Annotated in this window: 20 protein-coding genes; 13 read left to right on the top strand and 7 right to left on the bottom strand. The window is 61.1% G+C overall.

All coding sequences use genetic code 11. From position 1 onward, the window contains the following. Positions 1-4 precede the first annotated feature (4 nt). From JJQ51_RS04430 to JJQ51_RS04440, 3 genes are read left to right on the top strand one after another with little or no spacing between them, the layout of a single operon-like run. Positions 5-367 (top strand): YciI family protein, encoded by a 363-nt coding sequence (locus JJQ51_RS04430; RefSeq protein ID WP_113354049.1) that lies wholly within the window; start codon positions 5-7, stop codon positions 365-367. Between the two features lie 16 nt (positions 368-383). Further along, on the top strand, positions 384-761 hold the full coding sequence (locus tag JJQ51_RS04435) for a YciI family protein (protein WP_113330833.1): 378 nt from the start codon (positions 384-386) through the stop codon (positions 759-761). Positions 762-772: 11 nt separating this feature from the next. Continuing rightward, positions 773-2,017 (top strand): RNA polymerase sigma factor, encoded by a 1,245-nt coding sequence (locus tag JJQ51_RS04440; RefSeq protein ID WP_162746326.1) that lies wholly within the window; start codon positions 773-775, stop codon positions 2,015-2,017. Positions 2,018-2,033: 16 nt separating this feature from the next. Here JJQ51_RS04440 and JJQ51_RS04445 read toward each other — a convergent pair whose 3' ends face one another. Continuing rightward, on the bottom strand, positions 2,034-3,002 hold the full coding sequence (locus JJQ51_RS04445; protein ID WP_113354047.1) for a lysylphosphatidylglycerol synthase domain-containing protein: 969 nt from the start codon (positions 3,000-3,002) through the stop codon (positions 2,034-2,036). A 96-nt stretch (positions 3,003-3,098) separates the two neighbouring features. Between JJQ51_RS04445 and JJQ51_RS04450 the strand changes: the two genes are divergently transcribed. Together JJQ51_RS04450 and JJQ51_RS04455 are read left to right on the top strand one after the other, a co-directional pair. Beyond that, on the top strand, positions 3,099-4,118 hold the full coding sequence (locus tag JJQ51_RS04450; RefSeq protein WP_173002505.1) for a glycosyltransferase family 2 protein: 1,020 nt from the start codon (positions 3,099-3,101) through the stop codon (positions 4,116-4,118). A gap of 50 nt (positions 4,119-4,168) precedes the next feature. Continuing rightward, positions 4,169-4,789: an NUDIX hydrolase gene (locus tag JJQ51_RS04455; protein WP_233789912.1), complete on the top strand. Its 621-nt coding sequence runs from the start codon at positions 4,169-4,171 to the stop codon at positions 4,787-4,789. Here JJQ51_RS04455 and JJQ51_RS04460 read toward each other — a convergent pair whose 3' ends face one another. Further along, on the bottom strand, positions 4,790-6,157 hold the full coding sequence (locus JJQ51_RS04460; protein WP_152093520.1) for an aspartate aminotransferase family protein: 1,368 nt from the start codon (positions 6,155-6,157) through the stop codon (positions 4,790-4,792). It abuts the gene before it with no gap. 285 nt (positions 6,158-6,442) lie between these two features. On the opposite strand from JJQ51_RS04460, the gene JJQ51_RS04465 reads away from it, so the two are divergent. Next, on the top strand, positions 6,443-7,783 hold the full coding sequence (locus tag JJQ51_RS04465; RefSeq protein WP_269244376.1) for a glutamine synthetase family protein: 1,341 nt from the start codon (positions 6,443-6,445) through the stop codon (positions 7,781-7,783). A 5-nt stretch (positions 7,784-7,788) separates the two neighbouring features. Here JJQ51_RS04465 and JJQ51_RS04470 read toward each other — a convergent pair whose 3' ends face one another. Continuing rightward, positions 7,789-8,736: a diacylglycerol/lipid kinase family protein gene (locus tag JJQ51_RS04470; protein ID WP_269244377.1), complete on the bottom strand. Its 948-nt coding sequence runs from the start codon at positions 8,734-8,736 to the stop codon at positions 7,789-7,791. A 321-nt stretch (positions 8,737-9,057) separates the two neighbouring features. Here JJQ51_RS04470 and JJQ51_RS04475 point away from each other — a divergent pair, with 321 nt between their 5' ends. Further along, positions 9,058-10,275, top strand: a complete 1,218-nt coding sequence (locus JJQ51_RS04475) for an MFS transporter (protein ID WP_269244378.1) — start codon at positions 9,058-9,060, stop codon at positions 10,273-10,275. Here the strand turns inward: JJQ51_RS04475 and JJQ51_RS04480 are convergent. Next, on the bottom strand, positions 10,240-10,644 hold the full coding sequence (locus tag JJQ51_RS04480; RefSeq protein ID WP_269244379.1) for a winged helix-turn-helix transcriptional regulator: 405 nt from the start codon (positions 10,642-10,644) through the stop codon (positions 10,240-10,242). The genes JJQ51_RS04475 and JJQ51_RS04480 overlap by 36 nt on opposite strands. Positions 10,645-10,749: 105 nt before the next feature. Here JJQ51_RS04480 and JJQ51_RS04485 point away from each other — a divergent pair, with 105 nt between their 5' ends. Next, positions 10,750-11,763, top strand: coding sequence for a zinc-binding alcohol dehydrogenase family protein (locus tag JJQ51_RS04485; protein WP_269244380.1), 1,014 nt, complete (start codon positions 10,750-10,752; stop codon positions 11,761-11,763). 354 nt (positions 11,764-12,117) lie between these two features. Continuing rightward, positions 12,118-13,491, top strand: a complete 1,374-nt coding sequence (mgtE, locus tag JJQ51_RS04490; protein WP_113330823.1) for a magnesium transporter — start codon at positions 12,118-12,120, stop codon at positions 13,489-13,491. 65 nt (positions 13,492-13,556) lie between these two features. On the opposite strand, the gene JJQ51_RS04495 is transcribed toward mgtE, so the two are convergent. Beyond that, positions 13,557-14,078 (bottom strand): Lrp/AsnC family transcriptional regulator, encoded by a 522-nt coding sequence (locus JJQ51_RS04495; protein WP_371864906.1) that lies wholly within the window; start codon positions 14,076-14,078, stop codon positions 13,557-13,559. Between the two features lie 96 nt (positions 14,079-14,174). On the opposite strand from JJQ51_RS04495, the gene JJQ51_RS04500 reads away from it, so the two are divergent. From JJQ51_RS04500 to JJQ51_RS04510, 3 genes are all read left to right on the top strand, one after another. After that, on the top strand, positions 14,175-15,077 hold the full coding sequence (locus JJQ51_RS04500) for a DMT family transporter (RefSeq protein ID WP_113354086.1): 903 nt from the start codon (positions 14,175-14,177) through the stop codon (positions 15,075-15,077). 102 nt (positions 15,078-15,179) lie between these two features. After that, the gene (locus tag JJQ51_RS04505; RefSeq protein ID WP_069616104.1) at positions 15,180-15,377 is read left to right on the top strand and encodes a type II toxin-antitoxin system VapB family antitoxin; all 198 of its coding nucleotides are present in this window, start codon (positions 15,180-15,182) and stop codon (positions 15,375-15,377) included. Then, positions 15,374-15,739, top strand: a complete 366-nt coding sequence (locus JJQ51_RS04510) for a type II toxin-antitoxin system VapC family toxin (RefSeq protein WP_113354039.1) — start codon at positions 15,374-15,376, stop codon at positions 15,737-15,739. The genes JJQ51_RS04505 and JJQ51_RS04510 overlap by 4 nt, the downstream gene beginning before the upstream one ends. Before the next feature lies 1 nt (position 15,740). Here the strand turns inward: JJQ51_RS04510 and JJQ51_RS04515 are convergent, their stop codons facing one another. Both JJQ51_RS04515 and JJQ51_RS04520 read right to left on the bottom strand, forming a co-directional pair. Further along, positions 15,741-16,268 carry a GNAT family N-acetyltransferase gene (locus tag JJQ51_RS04515; protein ID WP_113330821.1) on the bottom strand — a complete coding sequence of 176 codons (528 nt, stop codon included), beginning with the start codon at positions 16,266-16,268 and terminating at the stop codon, positions 15,741-15,743. Positions 16,269-16,274: 6 nt separating this feature from the next. After that, entirely contained in the window at positions 16,275-17,939 is a 1,665-nt protein-coding gene (locus tag JJQ51_RS04520; RefSeq protein WP_269244381.1) for an electron transfer flavoprotein-ubiquinone oxidoreductase, read from the bottom strand. Between the two features lie 292 nt (positions 17,940-18,231). On the opposite strand from JJQ51_RS04520, the gene JJQ51_RS04525 reads away from it, so the two are divergent. Continuing rightward, a complete protein-coding gene (locus JJQ51_RS04525) occupies positions 18,232-19,020 on the top strand; it encodes an SDR family oxidoreductase (protein WP_113390329.1) in 789 nt (262 codons plus the stop codon). Positions 19,021-19,166 lie beyond the last annotated feature (146 nt).

Raw genomic sequence — 19,166 nt, forward strand, 5'->3', positions numbered from 1 at the left:
TCAGATGAAATTTCTTTGCCAGGTATGGTTCGAGAGCGCGGAAATCGCCAAGCTTTCCGAGGAGGAAGGGCGCAAGCTGACCCAGGATTCGATCGATAGCGACAACCGGCTGCGCGAGAGCGGGCACCTCATCGTCGCCAATGCCCTGCGCGAACCGGAAACTGCGAAAACAGTTCGCGTGCGCAGGGGCGAAACCGCCGTGACGGACGGCCCTTTCGCTGAAATGAAAGAACATCTCGGCGGCTTCGTTCTCATCGAGGCCCGGGACATGGAGGAAGCGATCGCGATCGCCGCCACCTTCCCCGTCGCCCGTTATGGCATGATCGAGGTTCGCGCCGCCTTCGACATCCGCTTTCCGAACGAATAGCAGTGAGGGAAAATATATGCGGTTTCTATGCCTGATCTACACAACAGTCGATGTCGACGGACGATTGACGCCGAACGAGATGAACCATCTGATCGCCGAGCACTTCATCTTTGATGAGGGCCTGCGGCGGGACGGCACCATGATCGTTTCCGATGCGCTGGCGCTTCGAGACAAATCGATCGTCATCCGTCCGGACGGTGACACATTTTCGGTAACGGACGGGCCGTTCGCGGAGACGAAGGAGCATCTGGCCGGCTTCTACCTGATCGAAGCTCCCGATCTTGAGGAAGCAGTCGGGATCGCCAAGCGCATTCCCTCGGCGCGTTACGGCGCCGTCGAAATCCGCCCTGTGCGCATCTTGACCCTGCGGGGGGACTTGGCGGAGACATCCTGACATCCATGTCGCTGAACCGAACCATCGAAAGCATCTACCGCAGCCACTCGCGCCGCGTGCTGGCAACGCTGATCCGTCTGCTCGGTGATTTCGACCGCGCCGAGGAAGCGCTCCACGATGCTTTCGCGGCGGCGGCGCAGCAGTGGACTGACGAGACGATCCCGGCCAATCCCTATGCTTGGCTCGTTTCCGCCGGACGCTTTCGCGCCATCGACCATATCAGGCGGCGGGCGCGTTTTGACACCGCCCGCTCCGATATTGCCGAGAGCCTTTATCCGGAGGGAGAGGCGATGGAGATCGCCGAACATGAAGAGATCGAGGACGACATGCTGCGGCTGATCTTCACCTGCTGCCACCCGCTTATTCCTGCCGAGGCGCGGATGGCGATGGCGTTGCGGGAGGTATGCGGGCTGACCACGGAAGAGATCGCCCATGCCTTTCTGATTCCGGCCCCGACAGTCGCCCAGCGCATCGTCCGCGCCAAGAACCGCATACGCACCGCCAACATTCCCTACGAGGTGCCTGATAAGACCGAACTGCCGGAGCGGCTGGCGCAGGTGCTGCATGTCATCTACCTCGTTTTCAACGAGGGCTACTCGGCCTCCTCCGGCTCTGCGATCGTGCGCGCCGATCTGGCCGCGGAGGCCATACGGCTCGGCAGGCTTTTGCTGCAGCTATTGCCGGATTCGGAAGTCGAGGGGCTACTGGCAATCATGCTGCTGCAGGATTCGCGGCGGCATGCGCGTACCGATACCTCCGGCGATCTCGTTCTGCTCGTCGATCAGGATCGTGCGCTGTGGGATCATGGCCAGATACGCGAGGGCCTGCAGCTGTCGGCGCGGGCCATGTCAGCGGAGAGCGTCGGCAGCTATGCCCTGCAGGCCGCGATCGCGGCGGAACATGCACGCGCCGTAACCGCCGACGACACCGACTGGCGACAGTTGGTGACACTTTACGACCTGCTGCTGATCGCAAGCCCATCCCCTGTGATCGAGCTCAATCGGGCGGTGGCCATCTCCATGCGCGACGGGCCTGCGACGGCATTGTCCATCGTCGACGGGCTGTTGCGGGAGGAGCGTATGGCACGGTATCATCTCACCCATGCGGCGAAGGCGGATTTCCTGCGCCAGCTTGGCCGGACGGACCAGGCGCGGCAATCCTACCAAACGGCGCTATCGCTCTGTCAGCAGGCGCCGGAGCAGGCCTTCTTGCGCAGGCGATTGGCCGAGCTTGACGATACGACGACCCGGCATTAAGGCGCGTCGTGATCTTTCAGGGCGCAGTTGCGCGCTTGCGTGAGACCAGCAATCCGATCGCGGTTCCTGTTAGCGCCGATACCACGATCAGAAGGTGAGCATTGATGCTGGCCTGCGCGAGATTTTCGATTGCCTCTTTTGCACTCGAAGCACCGAAGGCCATGGCACCGGCGGTAATGCCGGCCGGATAGGTGCCCACGCCTCCGGGTGCATGCACGGGCAGGACTGAGGATAGTTCGCCGCCGAGTGCGCCACCGAAGCTTGCCGAAAGTGGCGTGACGTTCATGAGGCCGAGCGCCCAAGCGAGCACCACGACCTTGACGAGCCAGTTGACGATGGTCGTCAGCCAGGCGCGCGCAAAGGCGCTGGCATCAACCGGCAGACCGCGTTCCAGCTCATGCACAAGCCCTTGCGCCTTCTTCGGCACGATGCGGGCGGCAAGGCGGATTAGCGGTCGCCGGGAAGCGAAACCCGCGACCGGCAGCAGCAGGAAGGCTGCCCATACGATCCAGGCCAGGACATGATAGGGCGAAGCAAGTGCAAGGCCGACGCCGGCCGCGGCCAGCAGCGCATGCAGGTCGAGCAGCCGCATGACGAACAGCGCCGAGGTGCCGCGGGCCAGCGGGATACCGAATTCGGAGCGCATCAGCACCGGGAAGCTAGTTTCCCCCGTTCGGAACGGCATCATGATATTCAGCAGATTATGAACCTGCGTCACGCGAAACAGCGCCGCAAAATGGCCCGAGGTTTCCTTCGGGAAGTAATCGTAGATGCGCCATGTGCGCAGGAAATAGGTGCTTGTCAGAAGCGCGAGCGCCAGAAGGATCGGCAGCGCGCCTACCTTGCTCCATTGTGCCAGGATCGAGCTCCAGCCCCAGAACCATTCGATGAAGGCGGCGTAGGCCAGGACGACCGCGAGCGTCAAGAGCGTCATTCGGTTGCGAATAAACCAATTCTGTCGGCTGGCAACCGTCGGAGTCTTCATGTAGTTAGGGCACCCAAATGCGAGCGGAAGGCTGAAACCGGACTTTTCGCTCGTTCCGTCCGGCAGGTACTGCCGGTCTTTTAGGAGAAAGAAGTGTTGCAGACAACGGCAGAGTCGACCCTCCCCCAGGCCGATCCGGCAAGCCCTCTCGAGCTTTCGCTGGTCGTGCCCGTCTTCAACGAGGAAGAAAGCGTCGGACCGCTGATCGAGCGCATCTGTTCCGCCATGGCGGGATTTGCCAAATCCTGGGAACTGATCCTGGTCGATGACGGCAGCACGGACGCGACGCTCGTCAATGCCCGCCGGTCGCTTTCGCAGGAAGGGCTGACGCTGCGCATCGTTGAGCTTCAGCGCAATTTCGGCCAGACGGCGGCCATGCAGGCCGGCATCGATGCAGCGAACGGCCGCCTGATCGCCACCATGGACGGCGACCTGCAGAACGATCCGAAGGACATTCCTTCGATGGTCGAGGAACTGGAGCGGCGGCAACTCGACCTGCTCGTCGGCTGGCGCAAGAATCGTCAGGACGGCCTGCTGCTGCGCAAGATCCCCTCCTGGTGCGCCAACTACCTGATCGGCCGCATCACCGGCGTCAAGCTGCACGATTATGGCTGCAGCCTGAAGATCTATCGCTCCTCCATCATCAAGCAGGTGAAGCTGATGGGCGAAATGCATCGCTTCATCCCCGCCTGGGTCGCCGGCGTCGTGCCGAGCTCACGGATCGGCGAAGTCCCGGTCACTCACCATGCCCGCCAGCACGGCACGTCGAAATACGGGATCTCCCGCACCTTCCGCGTCATCCTCGATCTGCTGTCCGTAATGTTTTTCATGCGCTACAAGGCGCGGCCAGGGCATTTCTTCGGCTCGCTCGGCCTCGGCCTCGGTGCGCTTGCCGGCTTGATCCTGCTCTGGCTCTTCATCGACAAGTTCATCTTCGGCGATGATATCGGCAGCCGCCCGCTGCTGATGGTCGGTGTCGTGCTGCTCCTGTCGTCGGTGCAGATGATCACGACAGGCATCCTCGCCGAAATGATCGCCCGCATCTATTATCGCGACGATCTCTCGCCGAACTATATCGTGCGCAAGATCTTCGATCGAGATCATCAAGATGCCTAGGCATCCTTTGCCTGAGTATGGGCCTATCTGAAACAGGGACTGAACCACGCGTGAGCCAGAAAGACGATATCGTAAGCTTGGTGTCGGACACGGTGGATCTTCCGCCCTGGCAGACGACGAGCTCGACGCATCTGTTTCATGATCGCTGGCTGAAGGTTCGCGCCGACAACTGCGTGACGGCGGAGGGCGTGGAAATTGCGCCCTACTACGTATTGGAATATCCCGATTGGGTCGAGATCATCGCGCTCGATGCCGAGGATCACATCTACCTCGTCCAGCAGTATCGTCACGGGCTCGGCGTCGCGGCGCTCGAGCTCCCCGGCGGAGCGGTGGATGCGACCGATGCAGGCCCGGTAGAGGCGGCCGCGCGCGAATTGCGGGAGGAAACAGGACTCTCGTCGACTGACTGGGATTATGTCGGCAAGCTCGCGCCCAATCCGGCGACGCATACCAACCTCGCGCATATCGTCATCGCCCGCAATGTCGAGCTTACCACCAGGCCGGCGGACGACCCGACCGAGCGCATTCGCCTGATCCGCATGCCGATCCGGCAGGCGATCGAACTGGCACTGGACGGCAAGATGATCCAAGTCATCCATGTTGCGGCACTGACCCTTGCCCTTCACAAGGCAGGCAAATGGGACGTGCCTGCGCCATCAAGCAAGCTCTAGTTACGACTTCACTTCTGCCCAGACGGCATCGAGCGCGCCGCGCGTGATGCGCACCATGGCATCCACTTCCTCGTGGCTGATGACGAGCGGCGGCGAGGCCAGCATGCGGTCGCCCGTGGCGCGCAGCACCAGGCCGTTCGCCAAAGCATGGTTGCGAACAGCGGAGCCGATTGCATCCGGCTTTTCAAAGCGGCGGCGTGTCGATTTCTCCGCCGCAAGCTGCAGGCCGCCCATGAGGCCAATGCTGACGGCTTCGCCCACCATGTCGTGATCGGCGAGGCTGCCCCAAGCCTTGGCGAAGTAAGGGCCGATATCGTCGCGCACACGCTCGATCAGCTTTTCTTCTTCGATGATCCGCAGATTTTCGAGGGCGGCGGCCGCGCAAACCGGGTGGCCGGAATAGGTGAAGCCATGATTGAATTCGCCGACTTCGTTGATCAGCACATCGGCGATACGGTCGCTGACCAGCACACCGCCGATCGGCAGGTAGCCTGACGACAGCCCCTTGGCGATGGGCACGAGATCCGGCTCGACGCCGAAATGCTGATGGCCGAACCATGCGCCGAGACGACCGAAGCCGCAGATCACTTCATCGCAGACGAGCAGGATGTTCCTTACCTTGCAGATGCGGGCAATCTCGGGCCAATAGGTCAAAGGCGGAATGATAACGCCGCCGGCACCCTGAACCGGCTCGGCGACGAAAGCCGCGACATTATCCTCACCCAACTCATCGATCTTGGCTTCAAGCTCGCGAGCCATCTTCAGGCCGAATTCCTCCGGCGAGAGATCGCCGCCCTCGGCATACCAATAGGGCTGGCCGATATGAACGACGCCTGGGATCGGCAAATCGCCCTGCTCGTGCATGTATTTCATGCCGCCCATGCTGGCGCCGGCGACCGTGGAGCCGTGATAGCCGTTCTTACGGGCAATGATGGTCTTCTTCGTCGGCTTGCCTACAGCCCCCCAATAGACCCTCGCCATGCGGAACCAGGTATCGTTAGCCTCGGAGCCGGAATTGGTGAAGAAGACATGGTTGAACTGCGGCCCGGCATGGGCGCAGACCTTTTCGGCAAGCAGCGTCGCGGGTGTCGTGGTGGTGCCGAAGAAGGTATTGTAATAGGGCAGCTCGTTCATCTGCCTGGCGACGGCATCGGCGATTTCGGTGCGGCCGTAGCCGATGTTCACGCACCAGAGACCGGCAAAGCCATCCAGGTACTTCCGTCCTTCCGCATCGAAAATATAGACGCCATCACCGCGCTGGATGACGCGCGCACCTTCGGCATTGAGCTTGCGCATATCCGCGAAGGGATGGAGGTGATGGGCGGCATCGAGGGCGGCGAGATTGGAGCGGCTTGGCGTGTCGGACATGGTTGAATGGAACCCCGTTCTAATTTCGGCTGGTCAGGCAAATCTGCGGACGCTGAGATTATGTGCATGGCCCCTCACCCAACCCTCTCCCCGTCAAACGGGGAGAGGGGGTTATCCGCCCATGCCGCTACGTGCGAGGCTGAGCATCAGAGAGTCCCCTCTCCCCGCACATGCGGGGAGAGGGCTAGGGTGAGGGGCCGGGCACAAAGCGGCAACGCAGCCGGACTTGACTGAAAGCTATCTTGGTTTACGACCATGCCGTGAGCATGGGGGATTTACAAGAGCATGGCGGCCGACAACGCAACCGAAGGTAACGCGCGCATCGAAGTGCTGATTTCGGACATGAACGGCCGGCTGCGCGGCAAGCAGATCCCGATTTCAGCCGAAAAGAAGGTCTGGTCCGGTGCCGTACGCCTGCCGACCTCGACGCAATCGCTCGATATCTGGGGCGACGACAATGACGATATTACCGGTCTGTCGCTGACAATCGGAGATCCCGACGGGACCTGCGTTGCCGACCAGCGTACGCTCGCCGACATGCCTTGGGCGCCAGCGGGATCGAAGCAGGTGCTCGCCACCATGCATGAACTCGACGGCCGCCCGAGCTTTCAGGATCCACGCGCTATTCTTGCCGCCGTCGTTGATCGCTATAAGGCGCTCGGCCTGACGCCCGTCATCGCGACCGAACTGGAATTCTATCTGCTCGCCGGAGACTGGCGCGACAAAGGCATCCCATCGCCGCCGCCGGCCCTGATCTACCGCGGCGAACCGAACGGCTTTCAGCTTTACGACATGGATGCCGTCGATCTCCTTGATGGCTATCTTGAAACCTTGCGTGCCTATGCGCGGGCTCAAGAGTTGCCGGCGGACGCAACGACGGCGGAATTCGGCCCCGGCCAGTTCGAAGTGAACCTTCTGCATCGCCCGGATGCGCTGGCCGCTGCAGATGATTGCGTCATGCTGAAGCGCGTGGCCGAGCAGGCGGCGCGCAAGCACGGCCTGAAATCGACCTGCATGGCCAAGCCCTATACAGACCATGCCGGCTCGGGACTGCACGTACATGCGAGTATAATCGACGCTCAAGGACGCAATGTCCTCGATACAGCTGGCGGCGAGCCGAAGAGACTGAAGTCGATCTGCGCAGGGCTGCTGCAGACGCTGCAGGACGCGCAGCTGGTCTTTGCGCCCTATGCCAATTCCTACCGCCGCTTCCAACCAGGCTCCTTTGCCCCCGTCGATCTGACCTGGGGCTTCGGCCATCGCGGTACGGCCGTGCGCATTCCCGAAAAGGACGGGCCGGGTGCACGCGTCGAGCACCGTGTCGCCGGTGCGGATGCCAATCCCTATCTCATGCTGGCGGCAATCCTAGGCGGCATGCTGCTCGGCGTGCAGAACGACCTCGATCCCGGTGAGGAGACGACGCCGGCTTATGTGCCGGCCGACGCGCCCAAGCTGACGCATGATTTTCTGACTGCGGTGGAGCGCTTCCGAACGTCAGCCTTCATTGCCGATGTGTTCGGCGAGCAATATCAAAGGCTCTATGGCGATACCAAGCACAAGGAGGCGATCCGCTATCTGCGCACCGTTTCCGATTTCGATTATCGCACCTATCTGCCGCGTCTCTGACGACGTCAGACGGCGAGGCTATCGATAGCACCCTCGCTCTGGACGCGCGCGGCGGTCCCTTCACGGACCATCACCTTGAGCTCGCCCGGATGCACCTTGAGCGTCACATCACGCTCGAGGGGCAGCAACTCGCCATCCATGACGCAGTTGGCAAGCTGGCGCAGCTTCGGAAAGTGCAGATGCACTTCCGGCGCATGCATGACCATGACATCGGCGTTCTCGCGAACCCGGCCGCGCAGCATGTCGATGGCAAGACGGGCGACACCGAGCGGCCGCAGGGGCTTTGCCGTGTAAAAGCCTAGTTCGCCGCTGCGCAGGCTGTCGGCGTAAAGCAGCGCATTGGCGCCGAAGGGATTGTTCGAGACCGAGATCGCCGAGACATGCCGGCGCTCGCGGATACCGCCGGCCTCGAAGTCGACGTCGAATTCCGGGGGATTGGCGATGACGCCGAAAGCAGCCCGCGTGCTGGCCGACATCTTTCCGATGCGCGAGCGATAGGTGTAGCCATTGCGATAGCGTACCATGCGCGCATGCAGGCCTGCCGAGAACTGATGCACGAAGGCGCGTCCGTTAGCGCTGCCGATATCGACATTGTCGACCTCCCCTGTCGCCAGCACGCTCAACGTCTGCCAGATGTCCAGCGGCAGCCGTAACGAACGGGCAAAGAGGTTCATGGTGCCGGCCGGAATCACGCCGAGCGCGACGCCATTCTTCCAGGCGATGGCGGCAGCGGTCGAAATCGTGCCATCGCCGCCGCCGGCGACAATGCCGTCAATATCGTCACGGCGCGCCGCGCGTTCCATCGCCGCCACGATGTTGCGTCCCTCCACGACCACGGCTTCGAAATCATGACCGGCGTCGCGGAAGACCTGTTCCGCTTTCCTTTCATAGGCAGCCATGTCGGTCGTGCGGAACGTTCCGCCATCGCGATTGAAAAAGCCGATCAACTTCATCGGGGGGCTCTCGGTCTTCCCGCAAACTATATTTCTGAGGGGCTAAGGCCCCGTGCGCTTCTTCTCAGATGGTTTTGGATGGAATGATTTCAAGCATTGCGGCCGTTTCGCTCGGTCGCCGCAGCGCACTTATGCACGATCGGACATGCTGCACTGCGAAAAATGCACGCGACAGGAACATTGCTCTCATTGATAGTATCAACGAGGGTGTGTCCATACCCGCCTGTCCCTTATTCCATTTTGATGCACTGAGCGCCGAATGCCGGGATTTGCCGCCTGATTCGCGGCGCTTGACCTTCGTGTGCCGCCCAAGGAGTTTTCGTGAGCGATATTACCGCCGAGGTCCTCGATACCCAAACCACCCTCGAAGCACCGTCGCGCACCGCGATCGCGCTGGTGACTTTGGCGCTGGCCGTCGGCAGCTTCGGTATCGGCACGGGCGAATTCGTCATCATGGGACTCTTACCGAATGTAGCCGACACCTTCGGCGTTACCACTCCGGAAGCAGGTCATGTGATCAGCGCCTATGCGCTCGGCGTCGTCGTCGGTGCACCCATCATCGCCGTGCTCGCCGCAAAGATGGCGCGCCGCACGCTGCTCCTCCTGATGATGGCGATCTTTGCCGCCGGCAATATTTCCAGCGCCTTCGCACCCACTTTCGAAAGCTTCACGGCACTGCGCTTCATCACCGGCCTGCCGCATGGCGCCTATTTCGGCGTTGCCGCGCTCGTAGCTGCCTCGATGGTGCCGGTCCATCGCCGCGTGCGCGCCGTCGGGCAGGTGATGCTCGGCCTCACGATCGCGACGCTGATCGGTACGCCGATCGCGACTTTCCTCGGACAGCTTCTGAATTGGCGCGCAGCCTTCATGATGGTTGGCGCTATCGGCCTAGCCACCATGCTGCTGATCGCCCTCTTCCTCCCCAAGGACAAGGTTGAGGAAGGCGCGAGCATTACGCGCGAGCTCGGCGCACTGAAGCGCATCCAGGTCTGGCTTTCGCTTGGAGTCGCCGCCGTCGGCTTCGGCGGCATGTTTTCGATCTTCAGCTACGTCGCGACGACCACGATCGATGTCGCCGGCCTCGGCTCCGCCATGGTGCCGGTCGTGCTGGCTCTCTTCGGCATCGGCATGAATGTCGGCAACATCGTCGGCTCTCGCCTTGGCGATATATCGATCAAAGGAACGATCGGCGGCATGATGATCTTCAACATCGTCATCATGACGCTCTTTTCGCTGACGGCGGTTAACCCCATCATGCTCTGCATTTGCGTTTTCCTGATCGGCTGCGGCTTTGCTGCCTGCCCCGCCGTACAGACCCGGCTGATGGATGTGGCTGCCGACGCACAGACGCTGGCCGCCGCCTCCAATCATTCCGCCTTCAATATCGCCAATGCGCTCGGCGCCTGGCTTGGCGGGCTGGTGATCTCCTGGGGCTTTACGGCGGCTGCAACTGGCTATGTCGGCGCGGTACTTTCCGTTGCAGGCCTCGCCGTCTTCGCCGTTTCAGTTAGCCTGGAGCGCCGCACCGGGCGTGCATGACATGCCAGGGGCGCCCAGCTGCTGGCGCCCGTCGCGGCAAAATACATTCTCCTCGCCCCAAACGGCCATTGCCTTGATGATCGGCCCAAGGCTGGCGCCAAGCGGCGTCAGCGCATAATCGACGCGCGGCGGCACGACCGGAAAGACAGTGCGTGATAGCAGCCCGGATTCTTCCAATTCCCGTAATTGCTTGGTCAACATGCGCTGCGTTACCGACGGCAGCTTGCGGCGGATTTCGTTGAAGCGCAGCGTTCCCTCCATCAGGTGAAACAGTATCACGCCCTTCCATTTGCCGTCGAGCACGCTCAGCGTCGCCTCGACCGGGCATCCGGGGAAATTGCCGACAAGCTTGGAGCGGGGAACCGACATTTGACAGTATCCTTTTTGTATCTACGTACAGAAAATGTGCATTCTTGCGCCTTTTGAGGATAATGCGCATCTAGCCTCTGTGCAACCAACCCAGGAGCTTCTCCCATGCGCGCAGTCGCCTACAAGCAGCCACAACCTATCTCCGCAGAAACATCCCTGATCGACATCGAACTGCCGATGCCCGAGGCAGAGGGTCATGATCTGCTCGTCGAAGTGAAGGCCGTTTCCGTCAATCCGGTCGATGTCAAGGTCCGCGCCAGCGTCGCCCCGCCCGAGGGTGAATACAAGGTCGTCGGCTGGGATGCTGCCGGCATCGTCAAGGCGGTTGGCCCCGATGTCACCATGTTCAAGCCGGGAGACGAAGTCTTCTATGCGGGCGCCATCAATCGCGGCGGCTCCAATGCCGAATTCCATCTGGTCGACGAGCGCATCGTCGGCGCCAAGCCAAAGAGTCTCGATTTTCCGGCGGCCGCCGCGCTGCCGCTGACCTCGATCACGGCCTACGAGACACTCTTCGATCGGCTGAAGGTGCAGGATCCGGTTCCCGGCGCCGCCAATGCCATCCTTATCATCGGCGGAGCCGGCGGGGTTGGATCGATCGCCATCCAGATTGCACGCGCGCTGACCGATCTCACCATCATCGCTACGGCATCCCGGCCGGAAACACAGGCTTGGGTGAAGGAATTGGGCGCGCACCATGTCATCGACCACTCGAAACCACTTGCGCCGCAGATCGAAGCGCTCGGCATCGGTGCTCCGGCCTTCGTCTTCTCTACGACCAACACGTCTGATCATGTCGGCTCGATCGTCGAAGCCATTGCGCCGCAAGGCCGCTTCGCCCTGATCGACGACCCGAAAACCCTTGATGTCGTGCCCTTCAAGCGCAAGGCGGTATCAACCCATTGGGAGCTGATGTTCACTCGTCCGCTCTTCAACACCGCCGACATGATCGAGCAGCACAAGCTGCTGGCCAAGATCGCAGAGCTGGTGGATTCCGGCAAGATTCGCTCGACCCTGACGGAGACCGCAGGCGCGATCAACGCCGCCAATCTCAAGAAGGCGCATGCCCTCGTCGAGACCGGCAAGATGAAGGGCAAGGTCGTTCTGGCCGGCTTCTGAGCGGCCAATATCCGCGACAGATCAGGCCGGGCGAATGTCGTCCGGCCGCTTTGTTTTAACGCATTTGCACTAGGTTTTGTTGCATCGCAAAAATTTGCAGCCGCCTAAACAAATTTTTATCGCAGGATCGAGCATTTAGGCGTGTCCGCCTCTTGACTTTTCATGCCTTCGGCGCGACTTCTCCGCACGTGGGGAACAGCGTTTTCCATACCGATTAACCGGAGCCATCTTTCGATGCCTAGCGACAGTAGTAGTCGATTGCCTTTGCCGTCAGTAGCATTCGTGCACTAACCGACTCCTGTCGGCTCGCCACGATCCGCTACGACGGCGGATCGACCGGAAAGGCGAGCTATAATGAACATCAACAGCTTTCCCGCGCGGGCCGGCAATGCCGCTCGTGCATTCATCAATAATAATCGCGCCGTCACCATTGCGGAACGCGTCGAGGCTCTGAACGCAACGGACGTAGCGGAGGCTGCCCGCATTCTCGCCAAAATGCCGGAAGAGCGCGCCGTGCGCATTCTCGACCGGCCGGAGCTGCGCAACGCACCCGCCATTCTCGAAGTCATGGGCAACGCAGATGCCGCGCGCCTGCTGCATGGCATGTCCAACGACCGCGTCGCCGACGTGCTGCTCGAAATGGATGTCGACGCGCGCGCCCGGCTGTTCGCGACCTTTGACGAGCATGCAAGGCAGGCGATCCAGGGCCTGATGGGCTATCCGCCGCGCACGGCCGGCGGCATCATGACGACGGAATTCGTCAGCGTTTTCGCGAGCTGGACGGTCGCCCAGACGCTCGATCACGTTCGCCAGGTCGAGCGCTCCCGCGAAACGGTCTATGCCATCTATGTGCTCGATGACGAGACGCATGTGCTGCTGCACGTCGTGACGCTGCGCCGCCTCATCACCGGCGAGCCCGATGCCTGTATCCTGACGGTGGCCCAGAAAGGCGTGCCGGTTACGGCACCGCCGCTAATGAAGCAGGAGGATGTCGCGCGCCTGATCCGCCGTCACGATCTTCTGGCGCTGCCTGTCGTCGACGACAAGGGCCATATGCTCGGCATCGTCACTGTCGATGACGTCATCGATACGATGATCGCCGATACGACCGAGGACGCCCAAAAGTTCGGTGGTATGGAGGCCCTCGGCCAGCCCTATATGAAGATCAGCTTTGCGGGCATGATCCGCAAGCGCGCCGGCTGGCTTGCCGCCCTCTTCCTCGGCGAGATGTTGACCGCAAGCGCTATGCAGCACTTCGAAGGCGAGCTGGAAAAGGCCGTCGTGCTGACGCTCTTTATCCCGCTCATCATGAGCTCGGGCGGCAATTCCGGCTCGCAGGCGACCTCGCTGATCATCCGGGCGTTGGCGCTCGGCGAGCTCAAGCTTTCAGACTGGTGGCGCGTGGCGTTCCGCGAACTGCCGACAGGCATCGTGCTCGGCGCGATCCTCGGCCTCGTCGGCTTTGCCCGCATCGTGCTCTGGCAGAATATCGGCCTCTTCGATTACGGCCCGCATTGGCAGCTGGTCGCTTTCACCGTCTTCGCGGCCCTGATCGGCATCGTCACCTTCGGCTCGCTTGCCGGCTCTATGCTGCCCTTCGTTCTGCAGAAGCTGCGCCTCGATCCAGCCAGCGCATCGGCGCCTTTCGTTGCAACGCTGGTCGATGTCACCGGCCTGGTGATCTACTTCTCGGTTGCCCTGCTGATCCTCAGCGGAACGATGCTCTGAGGATAATCAAACTCTCATCGCAAAGGGGCCGGCAACGGCCCTTTTTCATTTTTACTCCGGCTATTTCATTCAGGCTGCGGCAATTTCAGAGCACCATTGGTCTTGATCGTGCGAATCGCGAAGTTCGAGCGCAGATCGACCACGCCTGGAAGGACAAGCAGCTTTTCCGACATCACCTTCTCATAGGCGGCCAAATCCTCCACCACGACCTCAGCCAGGAAATCGGCCGTGCCCGAAATCAGATGGCAGGCGACGACTTCCGGAATGGCGAGCAATGCTGCCTGCTGCGTCTCGGAATTCTCCTTCGAATGATGGCCGACCTTGAGTTCCACGAAGACCGTGAGACCGAGGCCGGCCTCCTTGCGGTCAATATCCGCGCGATAGCCGCGCAAAAGCCCGGATTTTTCCAGATTGCGAATGCGCCTGAGGCAAGGAGACGGCGAGAGATTTACCCGCTCGGCGATCTCGACATTGGTGGCGCGCGCATCCTCCTGAAGGCAGTTGAGGATCGCAATATCGAATTTATCCAGTTTTGGCATATTCGAGAAACTCTTATTTACAAATTGGCAGATTATTGCTGATAGCACGATTTTTGAGCCATAACTAGCAAGGACATGCCTCGGCCTTCGGGGCTATCTTTTCCTCATTCGAAAGATAACCGGATCGTTGGAAAGGATATGTCGATGACCGCTTTGTCTCTCTCCACCCGCAAGGCAACCCCCACCATAGTCGGCTATGCCGGCGCCATCGTTACCGTCTTGATCTGGGCAAACTGGATTCTTGCCACCCGCCACACGGCCGAAACACAGATGGGCACCATCGATCTCGGCCTCATCCGCTACGGCGTGCCGGCCCTCGTGCTCGCTCCCGTCTGGTGGAAGACGGGCCTGCTGCCGAAGGGCGTGCCACTGAAACTGCTCGCGCTGATGGTCTGCGGCTCCGGCGCCCTCTTCTTCCAGCTGACCACGCTTGCCATCCAGTTCACGCCTGCCTCGTCTGCCGGCATCCTGCTCGGCGGCTCCATGCCGCTCGCAACTGCCCTGATTGGTGTGCTGTTGTTCCGCGAGCGGCTTGATATCACCCGCTGGCTCGGCCTTGGCGGCATCGTCGCCGGCGTCGTGATCCTCCTGGCACGCAGCCTCTATGGCGTGCAGATCTCCTGGGAGGGCTTTATCCTGCTGCCGCTGTCTGCCGTGCTCTGGGCAAGCTACACGCATGCCTTCCGCCGCTCCGGCCTGAGCGCCCTGCAGTCGAGCGCCATCATCGCCGTCTGGTCGTTCCTGATCCATGTCGGCCTGGCCGCCGTCTTCGGCAGCTCACTTGCCTCGGTGCCGCTGCCGGAAATCGGCCTGCAGATCGTCAGCCAGGGCCTGCTGTCTGGCCTTGCCGCCACCCTCGCCTATGGCCTCGCCGTCCAGGCTCTCGGTGGCACCCAAGCCGCAGCCTTCACCGCCATCACCCCCGTCCTTGCCACGATCGGCGGCGGCTTTCTGCTGGGCGAGGAAATCGGAATGGCCGGGATTGCCGCAGCGATCGTCACGGGGCTTGGGGTGGCACTTTCGACCGGGGTGCTGGCCCGGAAATAAGTCTTTCAACTGCAAGACAATGGATCGAAGGCTGCCATGTGCAACCCTCGGCATTGAAAGCAGCATCATCTGATGCTAATTTTGATGACAACGGAGATATCAATGCGCACCACCGTAGCCATCGACGATAAGTTGCTTGCGGATGCACGCGAGGTTACCGGTCTCGCCGAGACCTCGGCAATCCTGCGTGAAGCATTGAAAGCCCTTGTGGAACGGGAAGCCGCCAAAACGCTGATACGTCTCGGCGGCACCGAACCGAATATCACGGCTCCCCCTCGTCGTCAGTTTGGCGTCGAATGATCCTGGTCGATACGTCGATCTGGATCGATCACTTTCATACGCTGGAGGCGCGGCTTCAATCTCTGCTGGAGCAAAAACAAGTCGTCGTTCATCCCTTTGTCGTCGGTGAGATCAGCCTTGGCAATCTGCGGCAATATGATCTCGTGATAGGAAGCCTCCGTAGACTGCCTGCAATTGCGAGAGCCTCGGATGAGGACGTTCTTTATTTCATCCGAAGCAACAAACTGCAGGGTACCGGAATCGGCTATATCGATGCTCATCTCGCGGCCGCGACGATACTGGCGCCTGGAACCTATCTCTGGACGCGCGACAAACGGCTGCAACGTGTGGCCGAAAACCTCGGCATTGCCGCGCTGCTATAAATCAGAAGCGCAGCGCCATGGCCACGCGTCTGGCCGGATCAGCGCCGTGGTCAAATTCATTCTCCAGGATCTGCGTGAGAGCGGCCGACCTTTCTCCATCATCGAGGATTTGAAATCCTAAGGAGGCGTAGAATGGCGCGTTGAAGGCCACATGCCGGTCCGTCGTCAAAGTGACGCCAGTGGCCCCTTGCGCTCTCGCCGCCGCAATCGCAGCTTCCATCAGCCGACGCCCAACACCTCGCTTCTGCCAACGTCTAACGACATCGATTTCGGCGATGTAAACCGAGCTATCTTTCATAACGCCGGCCAAAAAGCCGAACGGCCGATCTTCATCGTCGACGGCAACGAACAGCAAGCCTTCCGCAAGGGATTGCTCCAACACGTCGAGAGGCAGGGACGTCGGCTCGCAAGCAACCGCGCCGGCCTCATGCAGAGCCCAGAAAGCATCGATCTCGATGGCAGCGAGCAGATGCAGTTCGTCGGCCCTGGCCGAACGGATCGTCCAGACGCCCTGTTCGATCTCCGTCATCGCATCTCACATATTCGGATAGACCGGCCCTTCGCCGCCCTGCGGCGGCACCCAGTTGATGTTCTGGTTCGGGTCCTTGATATCGCAGGTCTTGCAGTGGACGCAGTTCTGGGCGTTGATGACGAAGGTATCCTTGCCGTCCTTCTCCACCCATTCGTAGACGCCGGCCGGACAGTAGCGCGTTGACGGACCGGCATAAACGTCATGCTCCGAATTCTTCTGCAGTGCCATGTCCTTGACCTGCAGATGCACCGGCTGATCTTCCTCATGATTGGTGTTCGACAGGAACACCGAGGAGAGGCGGTCGAAGGTGAGCACGCCATCCGGCTTCGGATAGTCGATCTTCTGGTGCTGGGCTGCGGGCTCTAGGCTCTGCGCGTCCGTCTTGCCGTGCTTCAGCGTACCGAAGAAAGAGAAGCCGAACAGCTGGTTCGTCCACATGTCGAGGCCGCCGAGCGCCACGCCGATCGCCGTGCCGAACTTCGACCACAGCGGCTTGACGTTCCGGACGCGCTTCAGGTCCTTGCCGATATCCGAAGAGCGCCACTCGTTCTCGATCTCGACCACCTCGTCATTGCCGCGACCAGCCGCGATTGCCGCGGCGATCCTGTCTGCTGCCAGCATACCCGACAGCACCGCATTGTGGCTGCCCTTGATGCGGGGAACGTTGACGAAGCCGGCCGAACAGCCAATCAGCGCGCCCCCCGGGAAGGTGAGCTTCGGCACCGACTGATAGCCACCCTCGGTGATGGCGCGTGCGCCGTAGGAAATGCGCTTGCCGCCCTCGAAGGTGCCGCGGATGGCCGGATGGGTCTTGAAGCGCTGGAATTCCTCGAAGGGATAGAGATAGGGGTTCTTGTAGTTCAGGTGCACGACGAAGCCGACCGCGACCAAATTGTCTTCCAGATGGTAGAGGAACGAGCCGCCGCCCGTCTTCATGCCAAGAGGCCAGCCGAAGGAGTGCTGCACCAGGCCCTTCTTATGGTTCTCGCGCTTGACCTCCCAGAGCTCCTTGATGCCGATGCCGAACTTCGGCACGTCGCTGTTCCGCGCGAGATCAAACTTGGCAATCAGCTGCTTTGCGAGCGAGCCGCGCACGCCCTCGCCGATCAGCACGTATTTGCCGAGCAACGCCATGCCGCGGGTATAGTTCGGGCCGGGTTCGCCGTTCTTCTCGATGCCCATGTCGCCGGTCGCGACGCCGATGACGGCTCCCTCTTCATTATAGAGCACTTCGGTCGCGGCAAAGCCGGGATAGATCTCGACGCCGAGAGCTTCGGCCTTCTCGGCAAGCCAGCGACAGACATTGCCGAGCGAGACGATATAGTTGCCGTGATTGTTCATCAGCGGCGGCATCAGGAAATTCGGCAGGCGGACGGAGCCGGCAGGCCCCAGAAACAGGAAGTGGTCGTCCTTGACCTCGGTCTTGAAAGGATGCCCCTCCTCCTCGCGCCAGCCCGGCAGCAGCCGGTCGATGCCGATCGGATCGACGACGGCGCCCGACAGGATATGCGCGCCAACCTCGGCCCCCTTCTCGAGCACGACGACGGTCAGATCGGGATTGATCTGCTTCAGCCGGATCGCCGCCGACAGGCCCGCTGGACCTGCGCCGACAATCACAACGTCGAATTCCATGCTCTCGCGTTCCGGCAGCTCGTTCGCGTCAGTCATTCATCTTCTCCGCTTGGCCGGCGTCCGATCATCCCGGATCGCAGCCTTGTCCCCTTGGGCGTCTTCCCCGTTTCGGTTATCTCTTGTCAAAATGGGAGGGGATTGTCGAGCCGGGAAGCGACAGGCAATCCCCCAATTTGCCCAACACGTAAAACAAGTTAAATGACCCTTACGTTAACGTCAATATTCTGATGGTATTTGCCATCAGTTGTGAAGTGCACCTTCCATAGTCGCCCGATGGCCCTCTATAAATGCCAATCAGACAATCCAAATAGTATGAAGGGTGATCAAGATGGATCTTCGTATTGGCGGGAAGCGCGCACTGGTGCTCGCCTCATCGAAGGGGCTGGGCCATGGCATCGCCGTGGCGCTTGCCCGCGAGGGCGTGAATGTCCTGCTCTGCGGCCGCAGCGGAGACCGGCTGGACAGCAATTGCAAGGCCATCAATGCCGAGGGCAAGGGCCGGGCCGACTGGATCTGGGCCGACCTCAACGACGAGAACTTCGTTGAGGTCGTCACCAAGGCTGCGACCGAGAAGCTCGGCGGCATCGACATCCTCGTCAACAATAGCGGTGGCCCGACTCCCGGCACGACGGAAGATATGACCGCCGACCGGCTGGAGACCTATTTCATCTCCATGGTGTCGCGGATCATTACCCTCACCAATGCGCTCTTGCCTGAGATGAAGGCACAGGGATGGGGACGCATCCTCACCGTCGCCTCCTCCGGCGTCATCGAGCCCATTCCTAATCTTGCGCTCTCCAACACGCTGCGCCCGGCGCTTGCGGGTTGGAGCAAGACGCTGGCCGGCGAAGTGGCGGCATACGGCATCACCGTGAACATGCTTCTGCCAGGCAGCATCGCGACCGACCGGCTGGCGGAGCTCGATTCGGCCACGGCGAAACGCGGCGGCAGAAGCCTCGACGAGGTCAGCGCCGAGCGCCAACAGCGCATCCCCGCCGGCCGCTACGGCCGCGTCGAGGAATTCGCCGCCACCGCCGCCTTCCTTTGCAGCGAACCGGCGAGCTACGTGACGGGCACCATGGTCCGCTGCGATGGGGGAGCTGCTCGCTCCCTTTGAGATCGCCACCGCGGCGAACAGAGTGCAGGCCCTTGCAACAGGGCCTGACAACACAATTCCGTGAGCTGCAGCAACGCTTCTATGCACGCTGCAGCACATCTTTACACTATAAATACCGCCTAAAGCTGTTTTGCCGACCGATTATT

The organism is Rhizobium sp. AG207R (assembly GCF_027109195.1).
Classification (GTDB): domain Bacteria; phylum Pseudomonadota; class Alphaproteobacteria; order Rhizobiales; family Rhizobiaceae; genus Rhizobium; species Rhizobium dioscoreae.

Excerpts from the sequence above, each read along its gene's own strand:
- JJQ51_RS04465 (WP_269244376.1), top strand. The coding sequence starts at position 6,443 with ATGGCGGCCGACAACGCAACCGAAGGTAACGCGCGCATCGAAGTGCTG.
- JJQ51_RS04445 (WP_113354047.1), bottom strand. The coding sequence starts at position 3,002 with ATGAAGACTCCGACGGTTGCCAGCCGACAGAATTGGTTTATTCGCAAC.
- JJQ51_RS04435 (WP_113330833.1), top strand. The coding sequence starts at position 384 with ATGCGGTTTCTATGCCTGATCTACACAACAGTCGATGTCGACGGACGA.
- JJQ51_RS04515 (WP_113330821.1), bottom strand. The coding sequence starts at position 16,268 with ATGACGGAGATCGAACAGGGCGTCTGGACGATCCGTTCGGCCAGGGCC.
- JJQ51_RS04500 (WP_113354086.1), top strand. The coding sequence starts at position 14,175 with ATGACCGCTTTGTCTCTCTCCACCCGCAAGGCAACCCCCACCATAGTC.
- JJQ51_RS04510 (WP_113354039.1), top strand. The coding sequence starts at position 15,374 with ATGATCCTGGTCGATACGTCGATCTGGATCGATCACTTTCATACGCTG.
- JJQ51_RS04525 (WP_113390329.1), top strand. The coding sequence starts at position 18,232 with ATGGATCTTCGTATTGGCGGGAAGCGCGCACTGGTGCTCGCCTCATCG.
- JJQ51_RS04460 (WP_152093520.1), bottom strand. The coding sequence starts at position 6,157 with ATGTCCGACACGCCAAGCCGCTCCAATCTCGCCGCCCTCGATGCCGCC.
- JJQ51_RS04520 (WP_269244381.1), bottom strand. The coding sequence starts at position 17,939 with ATGACTGACGCGAACGAGCTGCCGGAACGCGAGAGCATGGAATTCGAC.
- JJQ51_RS04480 (WP_269244379.1), bottom strand. The coding sequence starts at position 10,644 with ATGTCGGTTCCCCGCTCCAAGCTTGTCGGCAATTTCCCCGGATGCCCG.
- JJQ51_RS04505 (WP_069616104.1), top strand. The coding sequence starts at position 15,180 with ATGCGCACCACCGTAGCCATCGACGATAAGTTGCTTGCGGATGCACGC.
- JJQ51_RS04430 (WP_113354049.1), top strand. The coding sequence starts at position 5 with ATGAAATTTCTTTGCCAGGTATGGTTCGAGAGCGCGGAAATCGCCAAG.
- JJQ51_RS04485 (WP_269244380.1), top strand. The coding sequence starts at position 10,750 with ATGCGCGCAGTCGCCTACAAGCAGCCACAACCTATCTCCGCAGAAACA.
- mgtE (WP_113330823.1), top strand. The coding sequence starts at position 12,118 with ATGAACATCAACAGCTTTCCCGCGCGGGCCGGCAATGCCGCTCGTGCA.
- JJQ51_RS04470 (WP_269244377.1), bottom strand. The coding sequence starts at position 8,736 with ATGAAGTTGATCGGCTTTTTCAATCGCGATGGCGGAACGTTCCGCACG.